Origin of the sequence: Actinoplanes sp. NPDC089786 (assembly GCF_040684855.1) — a bacterium.
Classification (GTDB): Bacteria; Actinomycetota; Actinomycetes; order Mycobacteriales; family Micromonosporaceae; genus Actinoplanes.
Genome location: NZ_JBFBGU010000001.1, coordinates 1,626,941 through 1,649,522, shown reverse-complemented (window position 1 = coordinate 1,649,522; position 22,582 = coordinate 1,626,941). Strand labels below are relative to the sequence as shown.

Here is a 22,582-nt window from a genome sequence, read left to right as displayed (position 1 = left end):
ATTTCTTTCCGATTGTCAGAGGACGATGCCGGCCTCGGCGGCGTCCTTACGCAGTTGGTCCAATTGATCGGCGGTGGCGTCGACCAGCGGCAGGCGCACCGGGCCGGCCGGCCGGCCGAGGGCGTTCAGCCCGGCCTTGACCAGCACCGTGCCGGGTGCGCGGAAGATGCCGGTGAACAGCGGCAACGCCTTGCGGTGCAGCGCCAGCGCCTCGGCCACGTCGCCCCGCTCGTACGCGAGGATCATGTCCTTGGCCGTGGCGCCGACGAAATGGGTCGAGGTGCCGACCAGGCCGACCGCCCCGATGGACAGCCACGGCAGCGTGGCGTTGTCCTCGCCGGCGTAGTAGGCGAGATCGGTGCGCCGCAGCACCTCGGAGGTGCCGGCCAGGTCACCCTTGGCATCCTTGACCGCCACGATGCTCGGATGAGCCGCCACCCGGATCAGCGTCTCGGTCTCGATCGGGATGCCCGTGCGGTGGGGGATGTCATAGATCATCACCGGCAGGCCGGTGCTGTCGGCCACCGTGGTGAAGTGTTTGGCCACGCCGGCCTGCGGCGGCTTGTTGTAGTAAGGCGTCACCACGAGCAGGCCGTGTGCGCCCGCCTTCTCGGCGGCCCGGGCCAGCTCGACCGTGTGGGCGGTGTTGTTGGTGCCCACCCCGGCGACGATCTTGGCACGGTCGCCGACCGCCTCGGCCACGGCCCGGATCAGGGCGTCTTTCTCGGCGTCGGTGGTGGTCGGCGACTCGCCGCCGGTGCCGCTGATGACGAGCGCGTCGTTGCGCTGCTCATCGACCAGATGGACGGCGAGCGCCTGCGCCCCGTCGAGGTCCAGCGCGCCGTCCGGGGTGAACGGGCTCACCATGGCGGTCAGCAGCCGGCCGAACGGCCGCGGGTCCGTGCTCATACCCCACAACCTATCGGACGTGGCTCAGCCATTTCGCGGCGCTTCCGCGCGGACGTGCTCCACCACCCGCCATCTGACCCCGGTGTCGGTGATCTGCCACTCGCCGGGCGACGCCGGCCAGCCATCGAGCGCCGGCGCGAAGGTGTCCCCCGGCACCTCGAGATCAACTTCGGTGCGGACCACATGATTCGCGTACGGGAGGAAGGCCGCGTAGACGGCCCCGCCCCCGATGACCCAGAAGTCGTCGTGCTTGGTCAGCACCTCGTCGACACTCGCCGCCGTCTCGACCCCCTCGACACCGGCCCGGGTCAGCACGACGTTGCGCCGGCCCGGCAGCGGTCGCACCCGCCCGGGCAGCGACTCCCAGGTGCCGCGGCCCATGACCACGGTCGCGCCCATCGTGCGCTGCTTGAACGTCGCCTGCTCGCCCGGAATCCGCCACGGGATGCCGCCCTCGGCGCCGATCACATGGTCGCGGGCCTCGGCCCAGATCATGTGAATTGTCATGCTGTGTCTCCAGAGGCCGAAACCGGGAAAGCGGATCTGACCCTCGCTTCGCCCGGTCAGACCGCGATAGGCGCTTTCAACGTGGCGTGGTGTTGATAGTCGACCAGCTCGAAGTCGTCGAACGAGTAATCGAACAGCGACGGCCGGGGCGCCAGGGCGAGCCGCGGGAACGGGTAGGCCTCGCGGGTCAGCTGCTCGCGCACCTGGTCGACGTGGTTGGCGTAGATGTGGCAATCGCCACCCACCCAGACGAACTCGCCCGGCCGCAGCCCGACCTGGTCGGCGATCATCCGGGTGAGCAGGCTGTAGCTGGCGATGTTGAACGGCACGCCGAGGAACATGTCGGCGCTGCGCTGGTACATCTGGCAGCTCAGCCGCCCGTCGGCCACGTAGAACTGGAACATCGCGTGACACGGTTCCAGCGCCATCTCGGGCAGGTCGGCGACGTTCCAGGCCGAGACGACCATGCGCCGCGAGTCAGGGTTGCTCCGCAGGGTGTCGAGCAGCTTGCTGATCTGGTCGATGTGGCCGCCGTCCGGCGTCGGCCAGTTGCGCCACTGATAGCCGTAGACCGGGCCGAGGTCGCCGTTCTCGTCAGCCCACTCGTCCCAGATCTTGACGCCGTGTTCCTTCAGGTAGGCCGTGTTCTGGTCGCCGCGCAGGAACCAGAGCAGCTCGACCGCCACCGACTTGAAGTGCACCCGCTTGGTGGTGATCAGCGGGAAGCTCGCCGACAGGTCGTAGCGGAGCCGCTCGCCGAACAGACTGACCGTCCCGGTGCCGGTGCGGTCACCCTTCGGCGTGCCCGTCTCCAGGACCTTGCGCAGCAACTGCTCGTACTGCGTGTCGACCGTCATCGACTCCCCCGCAATCAGACGTAGAACCAGGTGAACGGCGCCCACGGCAGGTTGCGGAGGATGCTCCAGACGAACCACACCGCGAGGAACGCTCCGAGCACCTTAGGCCCCAGGGTGAGCGGGGGCAGCTTCCAGCCGAAGACGCGCCGACCGGCCCACGCCACATACATGTAGAGCAGGAACGGGACCGCGAAGACGAACAGCGCGTGATGACGGGCGGCCGCCGGGACGTCACCGTGCATCAGGTACCACGCCGCGCGGGTGCCGCCGCAGCCCGGGCAGACGAAGCCGGTGGTGTATTTCAACAGGCAGCTCGGCGGGTCGCCGGCGCCGGCGGCGGTCGGATGGGTGACCTCGGTGTAGGCCAGCGCGCTGGCCATGCAGACCAGCATCGCGGCCGGGGCGATCCACACCGGCGACCGGTACCAGAGCTTGTTGAGGAACCGGGAGCCCCGGTCGGGGCCGCCATAGTAAGGAGGCGGCGGCTGCGCCGTCTCGGTCGTCATGGTCGTCACGGTACACCCGCCGGGCTGCTGGCCAGCGCGGCCGCCAACGGGCCGGCGAGGTCGCCCCGCTCGGGCGCCGCGACCTCGGTCAGCCCCAGCCAGCCGGCCAGCCGGCGCAGCTCGGCGGCCAGCGCCACGGCCGTCTCGGCCTGGTCGGCCGCCGGCTCGATCCAGGCCGCCGGGATCTGGAGCACACCGGCCTTGCGGTCGGCCTTGAGGTCGACCCGGGCGGCGAACCGGTCGCCCAGCAGGAACGGCAGCACGTAGTAGCCGTATGTCCGCTGCGGCGCCGGCACGTAGATCTCGATGCGGTAGGTCATGTCGAACAGCCGTTCCGTGCGGGAACGCTCCCAGATCAGCGGGTCGAACGGGCTGACCAGCGTCGACGCGCGCACCCAGCGGGGCCGCCGCGCCTCGTGATGAAGGTAGGCCGGCTGCTTCCAGCCCTGCACGGCCACCGGCTGGAGCACCTGGTCGTCGACCAGCTCGGCCACCGCCTGCTTGAACCCGGCCACCGGCAGCCGGAAATAGTCACGAAGCTCACCCTCGGCCGCCACGCCCAAGGCCTGGGCCGAGAGCCGCACCAGGGCCCGGATCGCGTCCTCATAGGCCGGGGTCGGCGCGTCGAGCACCGCCCGCGGCAGCACCCGCTCGGTCAGGTCGTACCGGCGCGCGAACGACGTCGTCCGTTCCGCCGCGGTCACCTGCCCCGAGTAGAACAGCCACTCGAGCGCCTGCTTGACCACCGACCAGTTCCACCCCCAGTTGTCCTTGGTCCGCGGCGCGTCGTGTTCGATCTCGGCCGCCGTGATCGGCCCGCGAGCACGCACCTCGTCGAGCACCCACTGCACGAGTTCGGGCTGCTCACGGGCGATGCGTGTCATGTTGCCCCAGGCGAAGTCGCGGGCCCGCGCCATCCGCCACCGGAACAGCGGCTGGAGATCGGTGGTGATCAGCGACGCCTCGTGGCCCCAGAACTCGAACAGCTCGCGCGGCCGGCGGTAGGCCGCCCGGTCGATCAGCTCGACCGGGTATGGCCCGAGCCGCGAATAGAGCGGCATGAAGTGGGCCCGCTGGAGCACGTTGACCGAGTCCATCTGGATCAGGTGGAGCCGGCGCAGCACCCGGCGCAGGTGGCGCATGTCGGTGGCGCCGCCCGGCCTGGGGTCGAGAAAGCCCTGCGCGGCCAGCGTGATTCGCCGGGCCTGCGCGACGCTCAAGGTGTCGGGGATGGTCACCCTGGAAATCTAGTGCGGGGGTACGACACATTGGGGGCCCTCGGTAGGCTCAGAGAATGGCACTCGGCTACGTCCGTCCCGCACGCCCGTCGGACGCCGCGGACATCGCCCGCGTTCAGCTCACCACCTGGCGTACGGCCTACCGCCGGATGTTCCCGGCGCACGTCCTGGCCAACCTGGACGAGGCCTATCTGACGCGCGGCTGGACCGAGGCCATCGAGGCGCCGCCGTCGCCCCGTCATCGTGTGCTGATCGCCATCGAGCAGGGCGACTCGGCCACGACCACGGTCGGTTTCGCCGCCGCGGGGCCCGCCGACGAGCAGGCGCTGTCCCCCGAGGAGCCCCCGCTGGGCGACGACGTGGCCGCCATCACCGACATCCTGATCGAGCCGCGCTGGGGCCGCCGGGGCCACGGCAGCCGGCTGCTGGCCGCCACGGTCGACCTATGGAAGGAAGACGGCTTCAAATCGGCCGTCGCCTGGGTCTACGAGGCCGATCCGGCGATGCGCAAGTTCCTCACCACGACGGGCTGGGAACCCGACGGCGCCGGCCGCGCCCTGGATGTCGACGACATGCTGGTTCCGCAGCTCAGGATGCATGTCTCCTTGGAACCCTGACGTTCTGTAAAACCAAGATCAAGATCCGGATGTCGTAGCCGGGTGGGTGGTGCCGACCGTCGCTCCCGCCGAGGCGCCTTCCTCTTCCCAACCCAGATCAAGGTCAAGAACTTCATGTCGCACCTGACCGGGTGGTGCTGACCGTCGCTCCCCCGAGGCCGCGTGACCGGCTCTGGCCGCTGACGCGTCCAGAACGAGCCGGCAACGCTTCATTCTGTGTAAGTGGTCACCCTTCCCAAGCCCACTCTGTCGGCCCAGCCGATCACGCAGCCAAGGCCGACACGCAACTCAAGCGGGCGGGCCGGGCAGGATCCCCGGCGCGCATGCCTCGGCGTGGAAGCCGTAGTCCTGGTCGGAGACGTAGGCCAGACCATGACGGTAAGTGCGGCTCGTTGGCCATTGTGCCGCGCCGGTGGGAAATGGGCGGCCGGTCATCGGGCGGGCCGGTACGGTCGCGAGCTGTGAACGAGGTGCTGCAGGACGACCCGCACCGGCGGGTGGAACGCGTCGGTGACACCGTGCGCCGGCCCCTGCACGCCTGGTCGAGCAGTGTCCACGCGCTGCTGCGACATCTGGCGGACATCGGCTTCCCCTACTCGCCGCGGGTGCTGGGCATCGACGAGCACGGCCGCGAGATCCTCACCTACCTCGAGGGTGACTCCGGGCCCGAGGGCTGGTCGTCGGTGGTGCCGGCGGCCGGGCTGGTGGCGATGGCCCGGTTGCTGCGCGACTACCACGAGGCGATCGCGACCTACCGGCCCGCGACCGACTGGGCCGGCGCCTCCGGCGCACCGGCCGAGGGCGAGCTGATCTGCCACGGCGACTTCGGCCCGTGGAACCTGGTCTGGCGGGGCACCACCCCGGTCGGCATCCTCGACTGGGACTACGCCTGGCCGAAACCACCCCTGCACGACGTGGCCTACGCCCTCGAATACGTGGCCCCGTTCCGCTCCGACGCCGAGAGCCTCCGCTGGCTGCGCTATCCCGAGCCGCCCGACCGCCGCGAACGCGTCGAGACCTTCGCCACCGCCTACGGCCTGACCTCGACCGAAGGCCTCTACGACGCCGTCCGCACCCAGCAGCGGGAGGTCATCGCCCGCTCCACCCTGTTGGGCAAGCAGGGCTACCAGCCGCAGGCCTCCTACGGCCCCGAAGTCCACACCGAATGGGCCGCGCGCATCAAATGGACCGACACCCACCGCGCTCTTTTCGAGGGTGAGTTGCAATCAGAATGAAGGGTGGGCGGCTCTGTTCTGGCCGGTCACGGCCTTGGAGCCGCGCGCCCGGCCTCGGCGGGAGCGACGGTCAGCACCACCCACCCCGCTACGACATCGTTAAAGAAGTGAATCCAGCCCAACTGTGAGGCCGGGGCGGGAAACCACCGCTCGCACGGCCAGAAGAACGCCCGGCATAAAAGAAGCGCGATCCAGCGAGTCGTGCCGGATGGTCAGCGTCTCGCCGGCCGTGCCGAACAACACCTCCTGATGGGCGACCAACCCCGCCGCCCGCACCGCGTGCACCCGCACCCCGTCGACCTCGGCGCCCCGCGCCCCCGGAAGCGACTCCTTGGTCGCGTCCGGCATCGGCGCGCACCCGGCTTCGGCCCGCGCCGCCGCGATCAGCCGGGCGGTGTGCGTGGCCGTGCCGGACGGGGCGTCCAGCTTGCGCGGGTGGTGCTGCTCGATGATCTCGACCGACTCGAAGTACCGCGCCGCGCGGGCCGCGAACTGCATCATCAGGACCGCGCCGATGCCGAAGTTCGGGGCGATCAGCACGCCCACCCCGGGCTTGCCGGACAGCCGGTCGCGGACCTCGCCGAGGCGCTCCTCGGTGAAGCCGGACGTGCCCACGACCATGTTGATGCCCTGGTCGATGCCCCACTGGAGGTTGTCCATGACCACGTCGGGGGTGGTGAAGTCGACCAGCACCTGGGCGCCGGCGTCGGCCGCGTTGAAGCGCCAGTCGTCCTGGTCGATCATGGCGACCAGTTCGAGGTCGTCGGCGGCGTCCACCGCCTTGCACACCTCGAGGCCCATGCGGCCGCGGGCGCCGAGAACCCCGACGCGGATCGGTTGCTGCACGTCCGTCACGGGCTCGATCCTACTGAGCCCGCGACCGCCACCAGCGTTCGGCCAGCCCCACCCCGATGAAGACCAGGCCGACGTACGCCCAGCCGACCAGTACGTCGATCACCCAGTGTTCGGCCGTGTAGACCAGCGTGAAGGTCATCGCCAGCGGGTAGGCGAGCAGCAGCGGCCACCAGCGCCTCTTCACGTACGGCAGGAAGAACGCCACCGCCATCATCGCGAACGCGGTGTGCAGCGACGGCATCGCGGCGACCGGGTTGGACGCCTCGACCTGGAGCGCGTTCAGCGTGTTGCCGGCGCCGTGCAGCCCGATCGCGTCCCAGCCGTTCGTGGAGATGCGGGTGGCCTGGATCAGCGAGCCGTTCTCGGGGAGGGCCGCCCACCACGGCGGCGCGGCCGGGTAGAGGAAGTACGTGATCAGCCCGAACACGCACAGCGTGAACCACCGGCGCATGAACCGGGCCCACTGCTCCCGCGAGCGCATCCACAGCAGCACGGCGATGGTCGGCACGGTCAGGAAGTGCGAGAAGTAGACGATCGAGACGACCACTTCCCACGACTGCACAACACCCGGCTGGTACAGGTGCTCCTGCAACCACTGGGTCGGCACCTGGCCGCCGGTCAGCCAGCCGAACAGGAACTCGTCGGCGTCGATCAGCTCGTGCACGTGCGGGGCGAACAGGTTGTCGGCGTAGCCCCGGGAGACGTTGTAGACGATCAGCAGCAGCGAGATCGGCAGCCAGTCGCGCAGGAACAACAGGTGCCGCTTGAGCGGCCAGTGGTTGTTCCAGGCGACGGTGGCCAGCCACAGCCAGCCGAAGGCGATCAGCGGGTCGCTGGTCGGCACCCCGATGAAGTAGGTGCCGACCGCGAACACGACGGCCAGCACGGCCATGCCGATGATGCGGCGCCGGCGCAGATCGGGTTTGGTGTCGGGGGGAGGGAGGGTCGTCGTCATCGGTCGCCGAAGGCACCCGCCTCGAACGGGCCGACCACGGCGAGCGACATCGGCTGGGCGAGCAGTTCGAGCGCGACCTCGTTGACGTCGTCGATGGTGACCGCGTCGACCCGGGCCAGCAGCTCGTCGACCGGCATCAGGTCGTCGTAGAGCATCTCGGACTTGGCGATCCGGCTCATCCGCGAGCCGGTGTCCTCCAGGCCCAGGACGTACGCGCCCTTGACCATGCCCTTGCCGCGCGCCACCTCCTCGACGGTGACACCCTTGGTGGCGACCGCGGCCAGCTCGGTGCGGGTCAGGTCGAGCACCTCGTCGACCTTGCCGGGCGCGCACCCCGCGTAGACGCCGAAGACGCCGGCGTCCGCGTACTGCGTGTCGTAGGAGTAGACCGAGTACGCGAGCCCGCGCTTCTCCCGGATCTCCTGGAACAGCCGGCTGGACATGCCGCCGCCGAGCACGTTGTTGAGCACGCCCAGCGCGAACCGGCGCTGGTCGGTCCGGCCGATGCCGACGCCGCCGAGCACCAGGTGGGCCTGTTCGGTGTCGCGGGTCCGCACCTCGGTGCGGACCGGGAGGGTCTTCACCTTCTTGGCCGAGGAGCGGCGGCTCTCCGGCGACGCGGCCGGGGTGTCCAGCGCGGTGCCGGCCAGGGCCTTGCGGACCAGCCGGACGACGACCGCGTGGTCGAGGTTGCCGGCGGCCGCGATCACGATGCGCGGCGCGATGTAGCGCTTGCGGTAGAACCCGTTGATCTGGGTCCGCGTCATCGGCGAGATCGTCGCCTCGGTGCCGGAGATCAGCCGGCCGAGCGGGCTGCCCGCCCCGAAGACCGTCTCGGTGAAGACGTCGTGCACCTCGTCGCCGGGCTCGTCCTCGTGCATGGCGATCTCTTCGAGGATCACGCCACGCTCGACCTCGACGTCGGCCGGGGCGAGCACCGACGAGGCCACCGCGTCGCACAGCACGTCGACGGCCAGCGGCAGGTCCGCGTCCAGCACCCGCGCGTAGAAGCAGGTGTATTCCTTGGTGGTGAACGCGTTGGTCTCGCCGCCGACCGCCTCGATGTCGGCCGAGATGTCCAGCGCGGTGCGCTTCGCGGTGCCCTTGAACAGCAGGTGCTCGAGGAAGTGCGAGGCGCCGGACATGGTCGCGGTCTCGTCCCGGGAGCCGACGTTGACCCAGACGCCGACCGAGGCGCTGCGGGTGGTCGGGATGCTCTCGGTGACGATGCGCAGGCCGCTGGGCAGCACCGTCCGGCGTATGCCGTCGGTGAGGGTCTTGGTAAGAACGCGGGCCGGCCTGCCGGCCGGCCCGCGGTCAGTTGTTGTCATTCCGGTCAGCTGTCGCGGCCGCGGTCTCCGCCGCCACCACCCGGGGACCGCCGGCGCCGGCGGGGCTCGCCGCCACCCTCACGCGGGCCACGGTCCTCGCGGGGACCACGGTCCTCGCGCGGCGGCCGGGACTCGCCCGACGCCGCCTCGGCCGCGGGCGCCTCGGCGCCCTCGGGCCGGACCTTGTCCAGGTAGATCTTGCCGCGGGCGTCGATGTCCGCGATGGACACCTCGACCTTGTCGCCGACGTTGAGGAAGTCCTCGACCTTCTCGACCCGCTTGCCGTCGCCCACCTTGGAGATGTGCAGCAGGCCGTCGCGGCCGGGCAGCAGCGAGATGAACGCGCCGAACGCGGCCGTCTTCACCACGGTGCCGAGGAACTTGTCACCCATCTTGGGCAGCGTCGGGTTGGCGATCGCGTTGATCCGCTCGACCGCGGCCTCGGCCGACGGGCCGTTGGTCGCGCCGACGTAGATCGTGCCGTCGTCCTCGATGGAGATGTCGGCGCCGGTCTCGTCCTGGATAGCGTTGATCGTCTGGCCCTTCGGCCCGATCACCATGCCGATCTTGTCGACCGGGATCTTCACCGAGGTGACCCGCGGGGCGTACTCCGACATCTCGGCCGGGGCGTTGATCGCCTGCTCCATCACCTCGAGGATGGTGGTGCGGGCGTCGTGCGCCTGCTGCAGAGCGCCGGCCAGCACGTCCGACGGGATGCCGTCGAGCTTGGTGTCGAGCTGGAGCGCGGTGACGAACTCCGCCGTGCCGGCGACCTTGAAGTCCATGTCACCGAACGCGTCCTCGGCGCCCAGGATGTCGGTCAGCGCGACGTACTGCGTCTTGCCGTCGACCTCGTCCGAGATCAGGCCCATCGCGATGCCCGCGACCGGCGCCTTCAGCGGCACACCGGCGGACAGCAGCGACAGGGTGGAGGCGCAGACCGAGCCCATCGAGGTGGAGCCGTTCGAGCCGAGGGCCTCGGAGACCTGACGGATCGCGTACGGGAACTCCTCACGCGTCGGCAGCACGGGCACCAGGGCCCGCTCGGCCAGCGCGCCGTGACCGATCTCGCGGCGCTTCGGCGAACCGACCCGGCCGGTCTCACCGGTCGAGTACGGCGGGAAGTTGTAGTTGTGCATGTAGCGCTTGGACTTCTCGGGCGCCAACGTGTCGAGCGCCTGCTCCAGCCGCAGCATGTTCAGCGTGGTGACACCCATGATCTGGGTCTCGCCCCGCTCGAACAGCGCCGAGCCGTGCACCCGCGGCAGGATGCCGACCTGGGCGCTCAGCGGGCGGATGTCACGCGGGCCGCGGCCGTCGATGCGGACCTGCTCGCGCAGCACCCGCTGCCGGACCTCGGTCTTGGTGACCGAACGGAAGGCCGCCGAGATCTCCTTCTCGCGGCCCTCGAACTGGCCGTCGAGCTGGTCGTGCGCCTTCGCCTTGATCAGGTCGAGGGCTTCCTCGCGCTCCGCCTTGCCGGCGATCTTGAGGGCCTCGGCGGTCTCCTCGCGGACCAGGTCGGACACGGCCGAGTAGACGTCGTCCTGGTAGTCCAGGAAGACCGGGAACTCGGCGATCGGCTTGGCAGCGATCTCGGCCAGCTCGCTCTGCGCGCGGCACAGCTCGCGGATGGCGGGCTTGGCCGCCTCGAGGCCGCTGGCCACGACCTCCTCGGTCGGCGCGGTGGCGCCGGCCTGGATCAGCTTGATGGCGTGCGGGGTGGCCTCGGCCTCGACCATCATGATGGCGACGTCGCCGTCGGCCGTGACGCGACCGGCCACGACCATGTCGAAGGTGGCGCGCTCGATCTCCTCCAGGGTCGGGAAGGCGACCCACTGACCCTCGACGTGCGCGACGCGGGTCGAGCCGACCGGGCCGGAGAACGGCAGGCCGGAGAGCTTGGTGGACATCGAGGCGCCGTTCATGGCGACCACGTCGTACGGGTGCTGCGGGTCGAGCGCCAGCACGGTCTCGACGACCTGGACCTCGTTGCGCAGGCCCTTGGTGAAGGACGGGCGCAGCGGCCGGTCGATCAGCCGGCAGGTGAGGATGGCGTCCTCGCTGGGGCGGCCCTCACGGCGGAAGAACGAGCCGGGGATCCGGCCGACGGCGTACATCCGCTCCTCGACATCCACCGTGAGCGGGAAGAAGTCGAAGCCCTCGCGGGGCGTCTTGCCGGCCGTGGTGGCGGACAGGACGGTCGTCTCGCCGAGCTGGACGATGACCGAACCGGCGGCCTGCTGGGCCAGCCGGCCGGTGAAGAACGTGACCTCACGGGTGCCGAAGGCCCCGTTGTCGATCACGGCGGTGCGGGACTCGGTCCCGAGAGCGGTGTTTTGCTCTGGCATGTTGGTGTGGAACTCCTTCGTCAAAGGACCCGACGGGGTTGTTTTCTCCGCCGGTCTTCGATCGAAGTGCCCGAGGCGAGCTCGGGAACCACTACCGAGGACCGGCCGCGGCGGGTCCGTGGGTGTTGTAGAGCGGGGGAGCGACCCCGTGTGGGTCGCTCCCCCGGCGAAGTTATCGGCGCAGGCCGAGACGCTCGATCAGCGTCCGGTAGCGCGCGATGTCCTTCTTCTGCACGTAGTTGAGCAGTCGGCGGCGGCGGCCGACCAGCAGCAGCAGCCCACGGCGGCTGTGGTGGTCGTGCTTGTGCACCTTGAGGTGCTCGGTGAGGTCGGCGATCCGCTTGGTCAGCATCGCGACCTGCACCTCGGGCGACCCGGTGTCGCCGTCCTGCGCCTTGTACTCGTCGATGATCTTGGTCTTGGTCTCTTGATCGAGCGCCATAATCTCCGTGATTCTGTGTTGCCGATTCTGCCGGATCTTCTCGCGGCCCGCGGCGTCGGGCAGGCAGGCGAGACCGGTCGCTGGTGAACCCAGCGCACCCAACATTACCAGCCCCATCCGACCGCCCCGCCCGCCGCCCGAAACCGGACTGAAGCGCCTAACTCAACAGCGCGCGGGTCCGTTCCACGTCGTCCCGGATCTGCGCCACCAGTGGCTCGATGCCCTCGTAGGCCCGCTGCTCGCGCAGGTGGTCGACGAAGTCGAGGGAGACCCGCTCGCCGTAGAGGTCGCCGTCGAAGTCGAGCACGTACGCCTCGACCCGGCGCTCGCGGCCGGAGAAGGTCGGGTTGGTGCCGACCGAGACCGCGGCCATCTGCCGGCCGGCGTGCACCCCGCCGCGCACCAGCCAGCAGGCGTAGACCCCGTCGGCCGGGATCGCCGCGTACCGGTGACACATCAGGTTGGCGGTGGGAAAGCCCAGCTCACGGCCCCGTTGATCGCCACGGACAACCACGCCGCCGAGGCGGTGGGGCCGGCCCAGCGCGGCCGCCGCGGCCCGGACGTCGCCGGCGTCGACACAGCTGCGGATGTACGTCGACGAGAACACCACGTCGTCGTCGGCGACCAGCGGCGCCTCTTCCACGGCGAACCCGAACGAGCGGCCCAGCGCGGCCAGCAGCGTCACGTCGCCGGCCGCCTTGTGACCGAACCGGAAGTTGTCGCCGACCACGACGACCGAGGCGTGCAGCGCCTCGACCAGCACGTCGTGGCCGAACGCCTCGGGGCTGAGCTGGGAGAACGCCGGGGTGAAGGGGACCACGCAGAGGGCGTCGACGCCGAGTTCCTCGATCAGCTCGGCCTTGCGGACCGGCTCGGTGAGCACCGCCGGGTGTGAGCCCGGGCGCACCACCTCGGAGGGGTGCGGGTCGAAGGTCACCACGACCGACTGCACGCCCAGATCACGCGCCCGCTTCACGGTGTGGCCGATGATCGCCTGGTGCCCGCGGTGCACCCCGTCGAAGACGCCGATCGTCACGACCGAGCGGCCCCAGCCGCCCGGCACCGCCTCATAACCCCGCCAGCGCTGCATCGGCACAGCGTATCGGCATTGTCCGACGCGCCGAAAAGCTACGATTAGTGACAATATGGGAACCGACTGGAGCCTCATCGTCCTGTTCGCCGCGGAGTTGACCTTCGCGGCGCTCTTTGTCCGGTCCCTCTATCACTACCTGCGCCGGCGTGACCCGCTCCAGCGGGACATCACCTGGGTCTTCCTGCCGCCGACCGTGCTGTTCGTGGCGAGCCTGGCCGAGGCCCTGCCCGGCGACCTGCCGTGGTGGATCTCGCCGATGGCCGTGGCGATCTCGCTGTCCCAGCCCGGTCTGACCGTCCGGCTCGCCGCGCGGCTCCGCTCGGTGCCCCGCCAGCTTGAGCTCTTCGTGTGGCTGACCTGGGTGTTCGTGGCCGGCGCGCGGCTGTTCACCGGCACCGACCCGACCGACCCGGTGCTCGCGCTGGTCGTCCTGGTCTTCCTGGCCGGCGAGTGCGTCGCGGCCGGCCTGCTGTTCGGCAAGGCCCGCCGGCGGACCGGCGCCAACAAGGCCCGGCTGACCATCGCGGCCGCCGCCACCCTGGCCTTCGGCGGCATGGTCGCGCTGATCGGCGTCGGCTCGTTCACCGAGACGCCGAGCCTGGAGGCCATCGGCCGGCTGCTGGCCATGGTCAGCGGGCTCGGCTACCTGGTGGCCTTCGCCCCGCCGCGGTTCCTGCGCCGGGCGTTCTCGGCCGGCGCCGCGCAGCGGGTCACCGAGCGGCTGCTGCGCGCCCCGGTCGAGTCCCCCGAGCAGGTCTGGCAGACGTACGCCGAGGTCATGCGGGTGCAGACCGGCGCCGACGCGGTCGCCGTGCTGATGCCCCGGCCGGACGGGCAGCTCGCCACGATCGGCTACTCCGGCCCGTCCCTGCCCACGCCGGACAGCCTGGACAACGCCGTCCTGACCGCCCTGATCCGGGCCGGCCGACCGGCCCGGCTGCGTGAGGGCGCCCCCTCGGTGGTCGCGCACTACGGCGACGACCTGGGCGACGACTTCGTCACCGCGATCAGCATGCCGGTGCCGCCGGACGTGGACGGCGCGGTGCTGCTCTTCAACCGGCACCGCACCCTGTTCAGCGACGAGGACCTGCGGCTCCTGGCTGCGCTCGGCGGGCAGGCCGGCATCCTGGCCGAGCGGCAGGCGGTGACGACCGCCCAGCGCCGGCTCTCGGCCGAGCTCAGCGAGTCGGTGGAGGCGCTGACCCGGGCCAGCCAGGCGAAGAGCACGTTCCTGGCGAACATGAGCCACGAGCTGCGTACGCCGCTGAACGCCATCATCGGCTTCAGCGACCTGATGCGGCTGGAGGAGCCGGACGGTGACCGCCGCCGGGTGCCGGCCGAGTGGGTCGAGCACATCCACACCAGCGGGCGGCACCTGCTCGGCCTGATCAACGACATCCTGGACCTGGCCAAGGTCGAGGCCGGCGGGCTCGACCTGCGCCTGGCCCCGCTGCGGGCCGACACCGCGGTGGCCGAGCTCCTCACCGGCCTGTCCCCGCTTATCACCACCAAGCGGCTGACCGTGGTCACCGACCTGCGCGAGGCGATCGCCCTGGCCGACCGGGTGCGGTTCCGGCAGATCGTGGAGAACCTGCTGTCCAACGCGATCAAGTTCACGCCCGAGGACGGCACGATCACGGTCACCACCCGGATGCCCGACCGGGACACGGTCGAGGTGGTGGTCGAGGACGACGGCATCGGGATCGCGCCGGCCGACCAAGCCCGCATCTTCCAGGAGTTCCAGCAGGCCGGCGACGACGAGGGGCGGCGGGCCGGCACCGGGCTCGGGCTGGCGCTGACCCGGCGGCTGGTCGAGGCCCACGAGGGCGAGATCTCGCTGGTCTCGGCGTCGGGTCAGGGCAGTTCGTTCGCCGTACGCCTGCCGGCCGCCCCGACCATCCGCTCGGTGCCGGCCGCCGGCGACACCGGCGACGACGCGCCGCTGGTGCTGCTGATCGAGGACGACCCGCAGTCCGCCGAGCTGCTCACCGCCCAGCTCAGCGCGGCCGGCTACCGGGTCGACGTGGCCGGCAGCGGCGAGCACGGGCTGTCCGCGGCCGGCGCCTGCCCGCCGGACGCGATCGTGCTCGACGTGACGCTGCCCGGCATCGACGGCTGGGAGGTGATCCGCCGGCTCAAGGCGGACGCCCGGCTGGCCGGCATCCCGGTCTTCTTCGCCAGCATCATCGACGACCGGCAGGCCGGCCTCGCGCTCGGCGCCCGGGACTACTTCGTCAAGCCGGTCGACCAGGCGGCGCTGCTCGGCGCGCTGGCGCAGACGGTGGCCGACCGGTCCAGCCCGCGGGTGCTGGTGGTCGACCGCGACGACGACGTCCGCGACGCGATCGAGGCGGGCCTGCGGGCCGGCGGGGCCGACGTGGTGGCCTGCGCCGAGGGCCGGGACGGGCTGGAGCTGAGCCGGGCCGGACACTTCGACCTGATCGTCTGCGACATGCAGACCACCGACGTGGACGGCTTCAGCCTGATGGCCGCGATGGCCGAGGAGTCCGCGCACACGCCGGTGATCGGGATCACCGCGGCGTCCGGCGCCGACCCGGCCGACGCGGCGCCGCTGGTGGCCACCGCGATGGCCGGGGGCGTGCTGGCCGAGGCGATGGCCGGCGGAACCGGCTGGGAGGCATTGGCGCCGCTGCTCGGCAGGCGCAGTCGAGGAAGGACACCGCTGTGAGCAAGATCCTCCTGGTCGAGGACGAGGACCTCAACCGGACGCTGGTCAAGGCGGTGCTGGCCCGGGCGGACATCGCCGCGGTGCGGCACGCCGAGATCGTCGACGCCGGCAGCCTGGCCACCGCCCGCGAGAAGCTCGCCGGCGAACCGGTCGACCTGGTCCTGCTGGACATGAACCTGCCCGACGGCAACGGGCTGACCCTGGCCCGGGAACTGGCCGGGGGCACGGTCACGCCGGCCGGTCCGCGCCCGGTGGTGGTCGCGGTGACGGCCAGCGTGCTGCCACAGGACCGGGCGGCGGCGATCGAGGCCGGCTGCGACGGCTTCCTGGACAAGCCGTACGCCGCAGCCGACCTCGTCGCGGTGGTCGCGCAGCACCTGCCGCGCTGACCGCTCCTGCCGTGCTGACCGATCAGAAGAGCGGCGCCTTACTGTCGAACCCGGTGGCCATCTGGAACCGGCGCGGGAAGCCGGTGCCGTCACCCTCGTACCGGTTGACCACGCCCTGGCCATTGACCGAGACCAGGTCGGTGAACCCGTCCCGGTTGACGTCGCCGACGCCGACCAGGTCGTGCTGGCCGCTCCAGCCGGTGCCGATCTGCCGGCGCTCGGCGAAGCCGCCCGCCCGGCCGGCGTAGAAGTACAGCACGCCGGTCGCGGTCTCCCGGGCGATCAGGTCGTTGATGCCGTCGGAGTCGAAGTCCCCCATCCCGGTCAGCTCGCTCATCAGGTCCCAGCCGGCGTCGCCGACCTTCACCCGCGAGCCGAAGGCCACCCCGGCCCGCCCCGGGTAGAGGTAGAGGCTGTTGTCGGCGATCCGCACGGCCAGCAGGTCGGGGTAGCCGTCGTCGTTGAAGTCGCCGATCGGGGTCAGCTCGCGGAACCCGCTCCAGCCGGTGCCGACCTGCTTCTTGGCGCCCAGCCCGGTCTTCGTACCCGAATAGAAGAAGAGGTTGCTGGAGGCCGTCTCCCGGGCGATCACGTCCTCGTTGCCGTCGCCGTCCCAGTCGGGGTAGCGGATGATCGAGTTCATCGAGCTCCACCCGCTGCCGAAGGTGATCGTCTGGGTGGTGTCGAACACCCCGCCGTTGCCCGGGTGGAGCTGCAGGTTGGTGCCGCTCCGGGTGAGCAGGTCGACCCAGCCGTTGCGGGTGAAGTCGCCGTGCGGCGAGCGCGGGGCCGGGGCCACGTCGAGCCGGTCGTTGTCGATGTTGATGGAGACGCCGCCGTGCGTCTCGATGTGATCGCCCCGCCACTGCTTGATCCGGCGGTGCGGCGACCAGTACGAGGCTGGGATGTCCGGGTCGCTCACCGTGGACAGCTGGTCCCAGCGGGCGAAGTCCACATAGTCGGGCCGGACGTAACCCTGCCGGTTGTAGTTGGCGACCAGGTCCCGGACACCCGAGCCCATGCTGCTGTAGAAGCCGGAGAGGTAGCCGGAATCGTGCAGGCGGGCGCTCCAGCCACCCATGAACTGCACGACACCCTCAGTGCAGACCGGGTCGTTGGCGGCGTACGCCTCCATGTCGTAGATCAGCGTGCTGTTGGTGGCCAGGCCGATCGCCCGGGCCTGGACGACCGCGTCGGCGGCGGCCTCGCGCCCCTGTGCGTACGCCCGGGTGTTGTCGATCTTGTTGGGTTTGGTGGAGAGCGTGCAGGAGGCCTGCATGCCCAGGTAGATCGGGATCAGGTGCCAGCCGGCCGCGGTCTGCTCCTCCACCCAGTCGGCGGTCAGCTGGGGCTGGGCGCAGGACCGGTTGCTGCCGCCGAAATAGACGCCGAGCGAGCGGTACGGCGATGCGGCCCAGGCGCGCATGGTCGCGCTGGTCGGTGCGGTGCAGGCGTCGAAGCCTTCGCCGGAGTACGTGCCGGGATGCACCGAATCGGCCAAAGCCGGGGTGGCCGTCACCGCGATCGCCACGGCGGCGAGGGCGGCGGCGGTGGCGCCGCGATAGATGTCCATCGCGGAATGAAAGCAAAGTTCGTCGATCTATGGATGGGCCGGATGTGCCGAATCAGGTGACACATAAGCTGAGCGGGATGGAGATTGACGGACTGATCGTGGTGGACAAGCCCGCGGGTATCACGTCGCATGACGTGGTCGCGCGGGTCCGGCGGCTGGCCAAGACGCGGCGGGTGGGGCACGGCGGCACCCTCGACCCGATGGCCACCGGGGTGCTGATCATCGGGGTCAACCGGGCGACGCGGCTGCTCACGTACGTGATCGGCGCCGGCAAGAGCTACCGGGCGACGATCCGGCTGGGCGAGAGCACGGTCACCGACGACGCCGAGGGTGAGGTGACCGCCCGCACCGACGCGGCCTCGGTCACCGAGGAGTCGATCCGGTCCGGGCTGCTGGCCCAGACCGGCGCGATCAGCCAGGTCCCCAGCGCGGTGAGCGCGATCAAGATCAACGGCGAGCGGGCCTACAAGCGGGTACGCCAGGGCGAAGACGTCTCGCTGCCGCCCCGCGAGGTCAATGTCGCCGAACTCGACGTGCTGGCGATCCGGCCGGCCGGCCCGGTCGTCGACGTGGACATCGACGTGACCTGCTCCTCCGGCACCTACATCCGGGCGATCGCCCGCGACCTGGGCGCCACGCTGGGTGTCGGCGGCCACCTGACCGCCCTGCGCCGCACCGCGGTCGGGCAGATGACCCTGGCCGAGGCGTCCACCCTGGACTCGCTGGAGTCCCGCGCACCCGACGTGATCAGCCTCCCGATGGCCGAGGCGGCCCGCCGCGCCTTCCCCGAACGCACGGCCACCGCCGAGGAGACCCGCGTCCTTCGTCACGGCGGCCCCCTGGACGCCGTGGGCATCACCGGCCCCTACGCCGTCTTCTCCCCCGAGGGCATCCTGCTCGCCATTGTCAGCGAGAAGTCCGGAAAGGCCCGCGCCGAGATCGTCCTGGCACCGGCCTGACCGGCGGTGGTCAGCCCAGCAGCGTCGGGATCTTCGCGAAGAGCTGCTGGGTGAACGAGATCATCTCGTGCAACATCCAGTTACCCGAGAACAGGATCGCCACACCGACACCGATCGCCTTCGGGACGAACGACAGCGTCGCCTCCTGGATCTGGGTCACCGACTGGAACAACGAGATCGCGAAGCCGATGATCAGCGCGGTCAGCAGCACCGGCGCGCACATCTTGGCGGCGATGGTCATGGCCTGCAGTCCCAGCTCGACAATCATCGTGTCCGTCATGCTCCTCACTTCGGGGGACTTGAGGATTCCCGGAGTGCGAACCGGGGGCACCACGGTTGCCGATCGGTTGCCGCCGCAGTCGATCTTGAAATCGTGCCGCGCCCGCCGCCACCTCCCCCACCCGTCACTGGGTGGGCGCCCACCGTAGCGGGCGAATTCGACGATGCTGAGAACTGTCCACAGGGGTCAGCGGGTGACGCCGAGCACGGCCCAGCGCGCCGACCGCCACCGGTGCACGATTCCGACGAACCGCACCAGCGTGAACAGGCCCAGGCCGGCCCATACGCCGCCGAGGCCCCACGAGAACGCGTAGGCCAGCCAGATCGCCGGCAGGAACCCGAGCAACGCCGCCGCGATCGTCAGGTTGCGCAGGAACCCCACGTCCCCGGCGCCGATCAGGACTCCGTCCAAGGCGTACACCACCCCGGCGAACGGCAACAGCCCCACGAACCACGGCCACACCACCGCGGCCTGGTCGCGGACCGCCTGGTCGCCGGTGAACAGCGACGGGATCACCCCGGCCCCGGCGCCGGCCAGCACCGCGAACGCCACGCCCGCGACCGCCCCGGCGATCGTCACGCGGCGGGCCACGTCACGCGCGCTGGCCTCGTCGGACGCGCCCAGCGCCGCGCCGACCAGCGACTGCGCCGCGATGGCCACCGCGTCCAGGGCCAGCGCGGCGAAGAACCACAGTTGCAGCGCGATCTGGTGTGCGCCCACCGACGCCACGCCGAATCGGGCCGCCACCGCGGTCGCCGACAGCCAGCAGACCTGAAAGGCGCCGCCCCGGATGAGCAGGTCGCGGCCGAGGACCAGCTGGTTGACGATCACCGGCGGGAGGGGCCGCAGGGGCGCGCGCTCACGGATGATGGCGAGCAGGAAGAGGCCGCCGGCCACGGTCTGCGCGGTCACGTTGGCGATGGCCGAACCGGTCAGGCCGAGCCCGCCGGGGTAGACCAGCAGGGGGCAGAGGATGGCGCTGAGCACGTTCGCCCCGAGGATGAACCAGAGCGGGCGCCGGGTCTCCTGCACGCCGCGCATCCAGCCGTTGCCCGCGGCGGCCAGCAGCAGGCCGGGTGCTCCGAGGACGGCGATGCGGAGCCAGCCGGCGGCGGCCTCGGCGGCTGTCGGGTCGCCGGCCAGGGCCCGGCCGAGCGGCTCGGCGACGAGCTGGACGACCAGGACGAGCAGCAGGCCGGTGGCGAGGGCCAGCCAGGAGGCCTGCACACCTTCGGCCACGGCGGCGGTGCGGTCGCCTCCGCCGTACCGCCGGGCGGCTCGGCCGGTGGTCCCGTAGGCCATCAGCGTGCCGAACCAGACGGCGAGGGACATCACGGTGCCGCCGACCGCGACGGCGGCGAGCGGGACCGGGCCGAGGTGGCCGACGACGGCGGTGTCGACCAGGACGTAGAGCGGCTCAGCGGCCAGGACGACGAGCGCCGGCAGGGCCAGCTGGGTGATCCGGCGCGCCGACGCCGAGACGGGCGCGGGCGCGTGCTCGGCAGGCGGGCTCATGAGTTCTCATGATGCCCGCCGAGCGGTAAGGAGGCAAATAGCCGTGTGGTGCTTACTGGCGGGTGTCCATCGACGTCTGCAGGGCGCGGCGCAGGGCCTCGCGGGCCTCGTCGGAGGAGGGCTGGGGCTTCGGCTTGGCAGCCATGATCGTGGGTCCTTCCACGGCGGAGCGGGCGCATCAACAGCGCCCCGAGTAACAGGACCAGCCCGGGATCGCCGGACGCCGGTGGCTCACGGCTCCGACGACGGGCGGTGGTCACGACCGCGACAGAACCAAATGACCGTTAACCCAAACTAGCGTTAACTTAGGTTCCGTGCCGGACGGATCCCGTACTCCGAGACAACCGGGGTGTCAGGAGGGCGACAGCAGGTGGTCGGGCACGAGGGAACGGACGGCCGCCACGATCTCGGCCGGGGTGCCATGGCCGGTGTAGCCCGCCGCCAGCCGGTGTCCGCCGCCGCCGAGGGCCACCGCCACCCCGCTGACGTCGACCGCGCCCTTGCTGCGCAGCGACACCGCCCAGGTCTGCTCGCCGATCTGCTTGACCAGGACCGCCACGTCGGCCTCGGCCACCGTGCGGACCGGGTCGATGAGGGCGTCCATCACGTACGCCCGCTGGCCGTGCCGGGCCAGGTCGTCCTGGGTGACGTAGGTCGAGACCAGCCCGTGCCCGGCCGCGGCGGCCGGGTCGAGCTCGGCCCGGGCCAGCACCTCGGCGAAGAGCTTGACCGCCTCGAACGGCCGAGTGTCGAAGGTGCGGCGGGAGATCTCCCCCGGCCGCAGCCCGGTCGCGATCAGCCGGGCGGCCATCTCGTGCACCCGGGGCGTGGTCATGTCGAACTTGAACGACCCGGTGTCGGTGGCCAGGGCCACGTAGAGGCACTCGGCGATCGCCGCGTCGAGCGGCACGCCGAGCCGGGCCAGCAGTTCCTCGGCCACCACCGAGGTGGCCGCCGCCTGCGGGTCGACCAGGTTGACGCCACCGAACCCGGCGTTGGACGCGTGGTGGTCGAGCACCACGGTGCCCCGCGCCCGGGACAGCCGGTCGGCCAGCGCGCCGAGCCGGGACGCCGCCGCCGCGTCGAACGTGATGACCAGTTCGGGGTCGGCCCAGACCTCTGCCTCGGGCACGAGCAGGTCGACCCCGGGCAGCTCGGCGAAGGGCTCGGGCACGTCGAAGACGCCCGGGAAGGTCGCCTGCATCCGGGTCACGCCCAGCTGCCGCAACCCGAGCGCGAACCCGAGCATGCTGCCCAGCGCGTCACCGTCGGGGTTGACGTGGCAGATGAGCAGCACCCGGCCGGCCGGCACCAGCTCGCGGATCACCGCGACCGCCGCCGACCAGTCCGCCTCCGCCGGGGCGGAGGGCCGGCGCGTGGCCAGCTCGGTCACCCTTGGTCCTCGCGGGCGCCGACGCGGTCGGGCTCGCCCTCCTCGTCGTCCGGTTCCGGCTTGTACGGATCAGGGTCGCCCGCGTACTGCTTGTCGGCCGCCAGGCGCTGCACCTCGGCATCGCGATGACGGGCGGCCGCCAGCAGGTCGTCGATCTCTTTCACGTGCTCCTGCACGTTGTCGAGGATGAACGAGAGGCTCGGCGAGTGCCGCAGGCCCAGAGCGTGCCCGACGCGGCTGCGCAGCATCCCCTTGGCGCTCTCCAGAGCCGCGGCCGTGGCCGCCTGCTCGGTCGGGTCGCCCAGCACCGTGTAGAAGACGGTCGCGTCGCGCAGGTCGCCCGTGAGCCGCGCATCCGTGATCGTCACCATGCCGAGCCGGGGATCCTTGATCTCCCGTACCAATGAAGCGACCAGTTCGCGCACGCGTTCAGCGTGCCGACGAGTCTTGGCCGGATCCGACATATCGCCCACCTCCGACAGTCCAAAAGTCAGCGTAATCCCAACGCCTGGAGCCTACCCACGTGCCGTTACGACCGAACGTCCCGGCGGTCCGACTGTGCATAACCTCCCGCTCAGTCGTCATCACCGTGTAGCCGGCGCTTCACCGACAGCAACTCGATCTCGGGCCGACCGGCCACCTGGTTCTCGCAGGTGTCGATCACGCTGCGGACGTGGGCGAGGTCGGCGGCCACCACGGCCACCCCGATCGCCGCCCGTCCGTGCAGCTCGAGATGGCCCACCTCGGCCACGCTGACCTCGAACTTGCGCAACATCGCGATGATCGGCCGGACGTACCCCCGCTTCTGCTTCAGCGACCGGGAGTCGCCGGGCAACAGGATGTCGAACACTGCTGTCTCCGTGAACACGGGCGGCACCTTACGCGTCA

The 22,582-nt window shown here is 70.9% G+C and carries 22 protein-coding genes; 5 read left to right on the top strand and 17 right to left on the bottom strand.

The window, feature by feature from the left end:
- Positions 1-15 precede the first annotated feature (15 nt).
- Genes dapA through AB0O15_RS07970 form a run of 5 tightly spaced genes read right to left on the bottom strand, consistent with a single transcriptional unit; the run spans position 16 to position 4,017 of the window.
- Entirely contained in the window at positions 16-909 is an 894-nt protein-coding gene (gene dapA, locus AB0O15_RS07990; RefSeq protein ID WP_364315543.1) for a 4-hydroxy-tetrahydrodipicolinate synthase, read from the bottom strand.
- Between the two features lie 24 nt (positions 910-933).
- Positions 934-1,416 carry a dihydrofolate reductase gene (locus AB0O15_RS07985; protein WP_364315541.1) on the bottom strand — a complete coding sequence of 161 codons (483 nt, stop codon included), beginning with the start codon at positions 1,414-1,416 and terminating at the stop codon, positions 934-936.
- Between the two features lie 56 nt (positions 1,417-1,472).
- Entirely contained in the window at positions 1,473-2,273 is an 801-nt protein-coding gene (locus tag AB0O15_RS07980; protein ID WP_364315539.1) for a thymidylate synthase, read from the bottom strand.
- Between the two features lie 14 nt (positions 2,274-2,287).
- A complete protein-coding gene (locus AB0O15_RS07975; protein WP_364315536.1) occupies positions 2,288-2,779 on the bottom strand; it encodes a DUF2752 domain-containing protein in 492 nt (163 codons plus the stop codon).
- Positions 2,780-2,784: 5 nt separating this feature from the next.
- Entirely contained in the window at positions 2,785-4,017 is a 1,233-nt protein-coding gene (locus AB0O15_RS07970) for a crosslink repair DNA glycosylase YcaQ family protein (RefSeq protein ID WP_364315534.1), read from the bottom strand.
- A gap of 56 nt (positions 4,018-4,073) precedes the next feature.
- On the opposite strand from AB0O15_RS07970, the gene AB0O15_RS07965 reads away from it, so the two are divergent.
- Both AB0O15_RS07965 and AB0O15_RS07960 read left to right on the top strand, forming a co-directional pair.
- A complete protein-coding gene (locus AB0O15_RS07965; RefSeq protein WP_364315531.1) occupies positions 4,074-4,634 on the top strand; it encodes a GNAT family N-acetyltransferase in 561 nt (186 codons plus the stop codon).
- A 461-nt stretch (positions 4,635-5,095) separates the two neighbouring features.
- Complete coding sequence (locus AB0O15_RS07960) at positions 5,096-5,869, top strand: aminoglycoside phosphotransferase family protein (protein WP_364315530.1); 774 nt, start codon at positions 5,096-5,098, stop codon at positions 5,867-5,869.
- A 99-nt stretch (positions 5,870-5,968) separates the two neighbouring features.
- Here AB0O15_RS07960 and dapB read toward each other — a convergent pair whose 3' ends face one another.
- The 6 genes from dapB to AB0O15_RS07930 all read right to left on the bottom strand — a co-directional run bounded on the left by dapB (position 5,969) and on the right by AB0O15_RS07930 (position 12,893).
- The gene (gene dapB, locus AB0O15_RS07955) at positions 5,969-6,724 is read right to left on the bottom strand and encodes a 4-hydroxy-tetrahydrodipicolinate reductase (RefSeq protein ID WP_364315527.1); all 756 of its coding nucleotides are present in this window, start codon (positions 6,722-6,724) and stop codon (positions 5,969-5,971) included.
- A gap of 10 nt (positions 6,725-6,734) precedes the next feature.
- Positions 6,735-7,679, bottom strand: a complete 945-nt coding sequence (locus AB0O15_RS07950; RefSeq protein ID WP_364315525.1) for a phosphatase PAP2 family protein — start codon at positions 7,677-7,679, stop codon at positions 6,735-6,737.
- Entirely contained in the window at positions 7,676-9,010 is a 1,335-nt protein-coding gene (locus AB0O15_RS07945) for a pitrilysin family protein (RefSeq protein WP_364315522.1), read from the bottom strand. The genes AB0O15_RS07950 and AB0O15_RS07945 overlap by 4 nt, the downstream gene beginning before the upstream one ends.
- 5 nt (positions 9,011-9,015) lie before the next feature.
- The gene (locus tag AB0O15_RS07940; protein ID WP_364315520.1) at positions 9,016-11,361 is read right to left on the bottom strand and encodes a polyribonucleotide nucleotidyltransferase; all 2,346 of its coding nucleotides are present in this window, start codon (positions 11,359-11,361) and stop codon (positions 9,016-9,018) included.
- A gap of 172 nt (positions 11,362-11,533) precedes the next feature.
- A complete protein-coding gene (rpsO, locus tag AB0O15_RS07935) occupies positions 11,534-11,803 on the bottom strand; it encodes a 30S ribosomal protein S15 (protein WP_221378653.1) in 270 nt (89 codons plus the stop codon).
- Positions 11,804-11,960: 157 nt separating this feature from the next.
- Positions 11,961-12,893, bottom strand: a complete 933-nt coding sequence (locus AB0O15_RS07930; protein WP_364315517.1) for a bifunctional riboflavin kinase/FAD synthetase — start codon at positions 12,891-12,893, stop codon at positions 11,961-11,963.
- Positions 12,894-12,948: 55 nt separating this feature from the next.
- Here AB0O15_RS07930 and AB0O15_RS07925 point away from each other — a divergent pair, with 55 nt between their 5' ends.
- On the top strand, positions 12,949-15,585 hold the full coding sequence (locus AB0O15_RS07925) for a response regulator (RefSeq protein WP_364315514.1): 2,637 nt from the start codon (positions 12,949-12,951) through the stop codon (positions 15,583-15,585).
- Positions 15,582-15,974 carry a response regulator gene (locus AB0O15_RS07920; protein ID WP_364315512.1) on the top strand — a complete coding sequence of 131 codons (393 nt, stop codon included), beginning with the start codon at positions 15,582-15,584 and terminating at the stop codon, positions 15,972-15,974. Before AB0O15_RS07925 ends, AB0O15_RS07920 begins: the two co-directional genes overlap by 4 nt.
- Before the next feature lie 22 nt (positions 15,975-15,996).
- Here AB0O15_RS07920 and AB0O15_RS07915 read toward each other — a convergent pair whose 3' ends face one another.
- The gene (locus AB0O15_RS07915) at positions 15,997-17,547 is read right to left on the bottom strand and encodes a glycoside hydrolase domain-containing protein (RefSeq protein ID WP_364315510.1); all 1,551 of its coding nucleotides are present in this window, start codon (positions 17,545-17,547) and stop codon (positions 15,997-15,999) included.
- Positions 17,548-17,624: 77 nt separating this feature from the next.
- Here AB0O15_RS07915 and truB point away from each other — a divergent pair, with 77 nt between their 5' ends.
- Complete coding sequence (gene truB / locus AB0O15_RS07910) at positions 17,625-18,506, top strand: tRNA pseudouridine(55) synthase TruB (protein WP_364315508.1); 882 nt, start codon at positions 17,625-17,627, stop codon at positions 18,504-18,506.
- A 10-nt stretch (positions 18,507-18,516) separates the two neighbouring features.
- Here truB and fliQ read toward each other — a convergent pair whose 3' ends face one another.
- The 5 genes from fliQ to AB0O15_RS07885 form a co-directional block, all read right to left on the bottom strand.
- Positions 18,517-18,786: a flagellar biosynthesis protein FliQ gene (gene fliQ / locus AB0O15_RS07905; RefSeq protein WP_364315505.1), complete on the bottom strand. Its 270-nt coding sequence runs from the start codon at positions 18,784-18,786 to the stop codon at positions 18,517-18,519.
- Between the two features lie 186 nt (positions 18,787-18,972).
- Positions 18,973-20,301, bottom strand: a complete 1,329-nt coding sequence (locus tag AB0O15_RS07900) for an MATE family efflux transporter (RefSeq protein WP_364315502.1) — start codon at positions 20,299-20,301, stop codon at positions 18,973-18,975.
- A 352-nt stretch (positions 20,302-20,653) separates the two neighbouring features.
- Positions 20,654-21,694, bottom strand: a complete 1,041-nt coding sequence (locus AB0O15_RS07895) for a bifunctional oligoribonuclease/PAP phosphatase NrnA (protein ID WP_364315501.1) — start codon at positions 21,692-21,694, stop codon at positions 20,654-20,656.
- The gene (rbfA, locus tag AB0O15_RS07890) at positions 21,691-22,158 is read right to left on the bottom strand and encodes a 30S ribosome-binding factor RbfA (protein WP_364315498.1); all 468 of its coding nucleotides are present in this window, start codon (positions 22,156-22,158) and stop codon (positions 21,691-21,693) included. The genes AB0O15_RS07895 and rbfA overlap by 4 nt, the downstream gene beginning before the upstream one ends.
- Before the next feature lie 110 nt (positions 22,159-22,268).
- Complete coding sequence (locus tag AB0O15_RS07885) at positions 22,269-22,562, bottom strand: DUF503 domain-containing protein (protein WP_364315496.1); 294 nt, start codon at positions 22,560-22,562, stop codon at positions 22,269-22,271.
- Between the last annotated feature and the right edge of the window lie 20 nt (positions 22,563-22,582).

What these genes read in the sequence shown, in the direction of transcription:
- dapA (WP_364315543.1), bottom strand. Translation starts at nt 909, where the DNA reads ATGAGCACGGACCCGCGGCCGTTCGGCCGGCTGCTGACCGCCATGGTG.
- AB0O15_RS07985 (WP_364315541.1), bottom strand. Translation starts at nt 1,416, where the DNA reads ATGACAATTCACATGATCTGGGCCGAGGCCCGCGACCATGTGATCGGC.
- AB0O15_RS07980 (WP_364315539.1), bottom strand. Translation starts at nt 2,273, where the DNA reads ATGACGGTCGACACGCAGTACGAGCAGTTGCTGCGCAAGGTCCTGGAG.
- AB0O15_RS07975 (WP_364315536.1), bottom strand. Translation starts at nt 2,779, where the DNA reads ATGACGACCGAGACGGCGCAGCCGCCGCCTCCTTACTATGGCGGCCCC.
- AB0O15_RS07965 (WP_364315531.1), top strand. Translation starts at nt 4,074, where the DNA reads ATGGCACTCGGCTACGTCCGTCCCGCACGCCCGTCGGACGCCGCGGAC.
- AB0O15_RS07950 (WP_364315525.1), bottom strand. Translation starts at nt 7,679, where the DNA reads ATGACGACGACCCTCCCTCCCCCCGACACCAAACCCGATCTGCGCCGG.
- AB0O15_RS07945 (WP_364315522.1), bottom strand. Translation starts at nt 9,010, where the DNA reads ATGACAACAACTGACCGCGGGCCGGCCGGCAGGCCGGCCCGCGTTCTT.
- AB0O15_RS07940 (WP_364315520.1), bottom strand. Translation starts at nt 11,361, where the DNA reads ATGCCAGAGCAAAACACCGCTCTCGGGACCGAGTCCCGCACCGCCGTG.
- rpsO (WP_221378653.1), bottom strand. Translation starts at nt 11,803, where the DNA reads ATGGCGCTCGATCAAGAGACCAAGACCAAGATCATCGACGAGTACAAG.
- AB0O15_RS07930 (WP_364315517.1), bottom strand. Translation starts at nt 12,893, where the DNA reads ATGCAGCGCTGGCGGGGTTATGAGGCGGTGCCGGGCGGCTGGGGCCGC.
- AB0O15_RS07925 (WP_364315514.1), top strand. Translation starts at nt 12,949, where the DNA reads ATGGGAACCGACTGGAGCCTCATCGTCCTGTTCGCCGCGGAGTTGACC.
- AB0O15_RS07915 (WP_364315510.1), bottom strand. Translation starts at nt 17,547, where the DNA reads ATGGACATCTATCGCGGCGCCACCGCCGCCGCCCTCGCCGCCGTGGCG.
- truB (WP_364315508.1), top strand. Translation starts at nt 17,625, where the DNA reads ATGGAGATTGACGGACTGATCGTGGTGGACAAGCCCGCGGGTATCACG.
- fliQ (WP_364315505.1), bottom strand. Translation starts at nt 18,786, where the DNA reads ATGACGGACACGATGATTGTCGAGCTGGGACTGCAGGCCATGACCATC.
- AB0O15_RS07900 (WP_364315502.1), bottom strand. Translation starts at nt 20,301, where the DNA reads ATGAGCCCGCCTGCCGAGCACGCGCCCGCGCCCGTCTCGGCGTCGGCG.
- rbfA (WP_364315498.1), bottom strand. Translation starts at nt 22,158, where the DNA reads ATGTCGGATCCGGCCAAGACTCGTCGGCACGCTGAACGCGTGCGCGAA.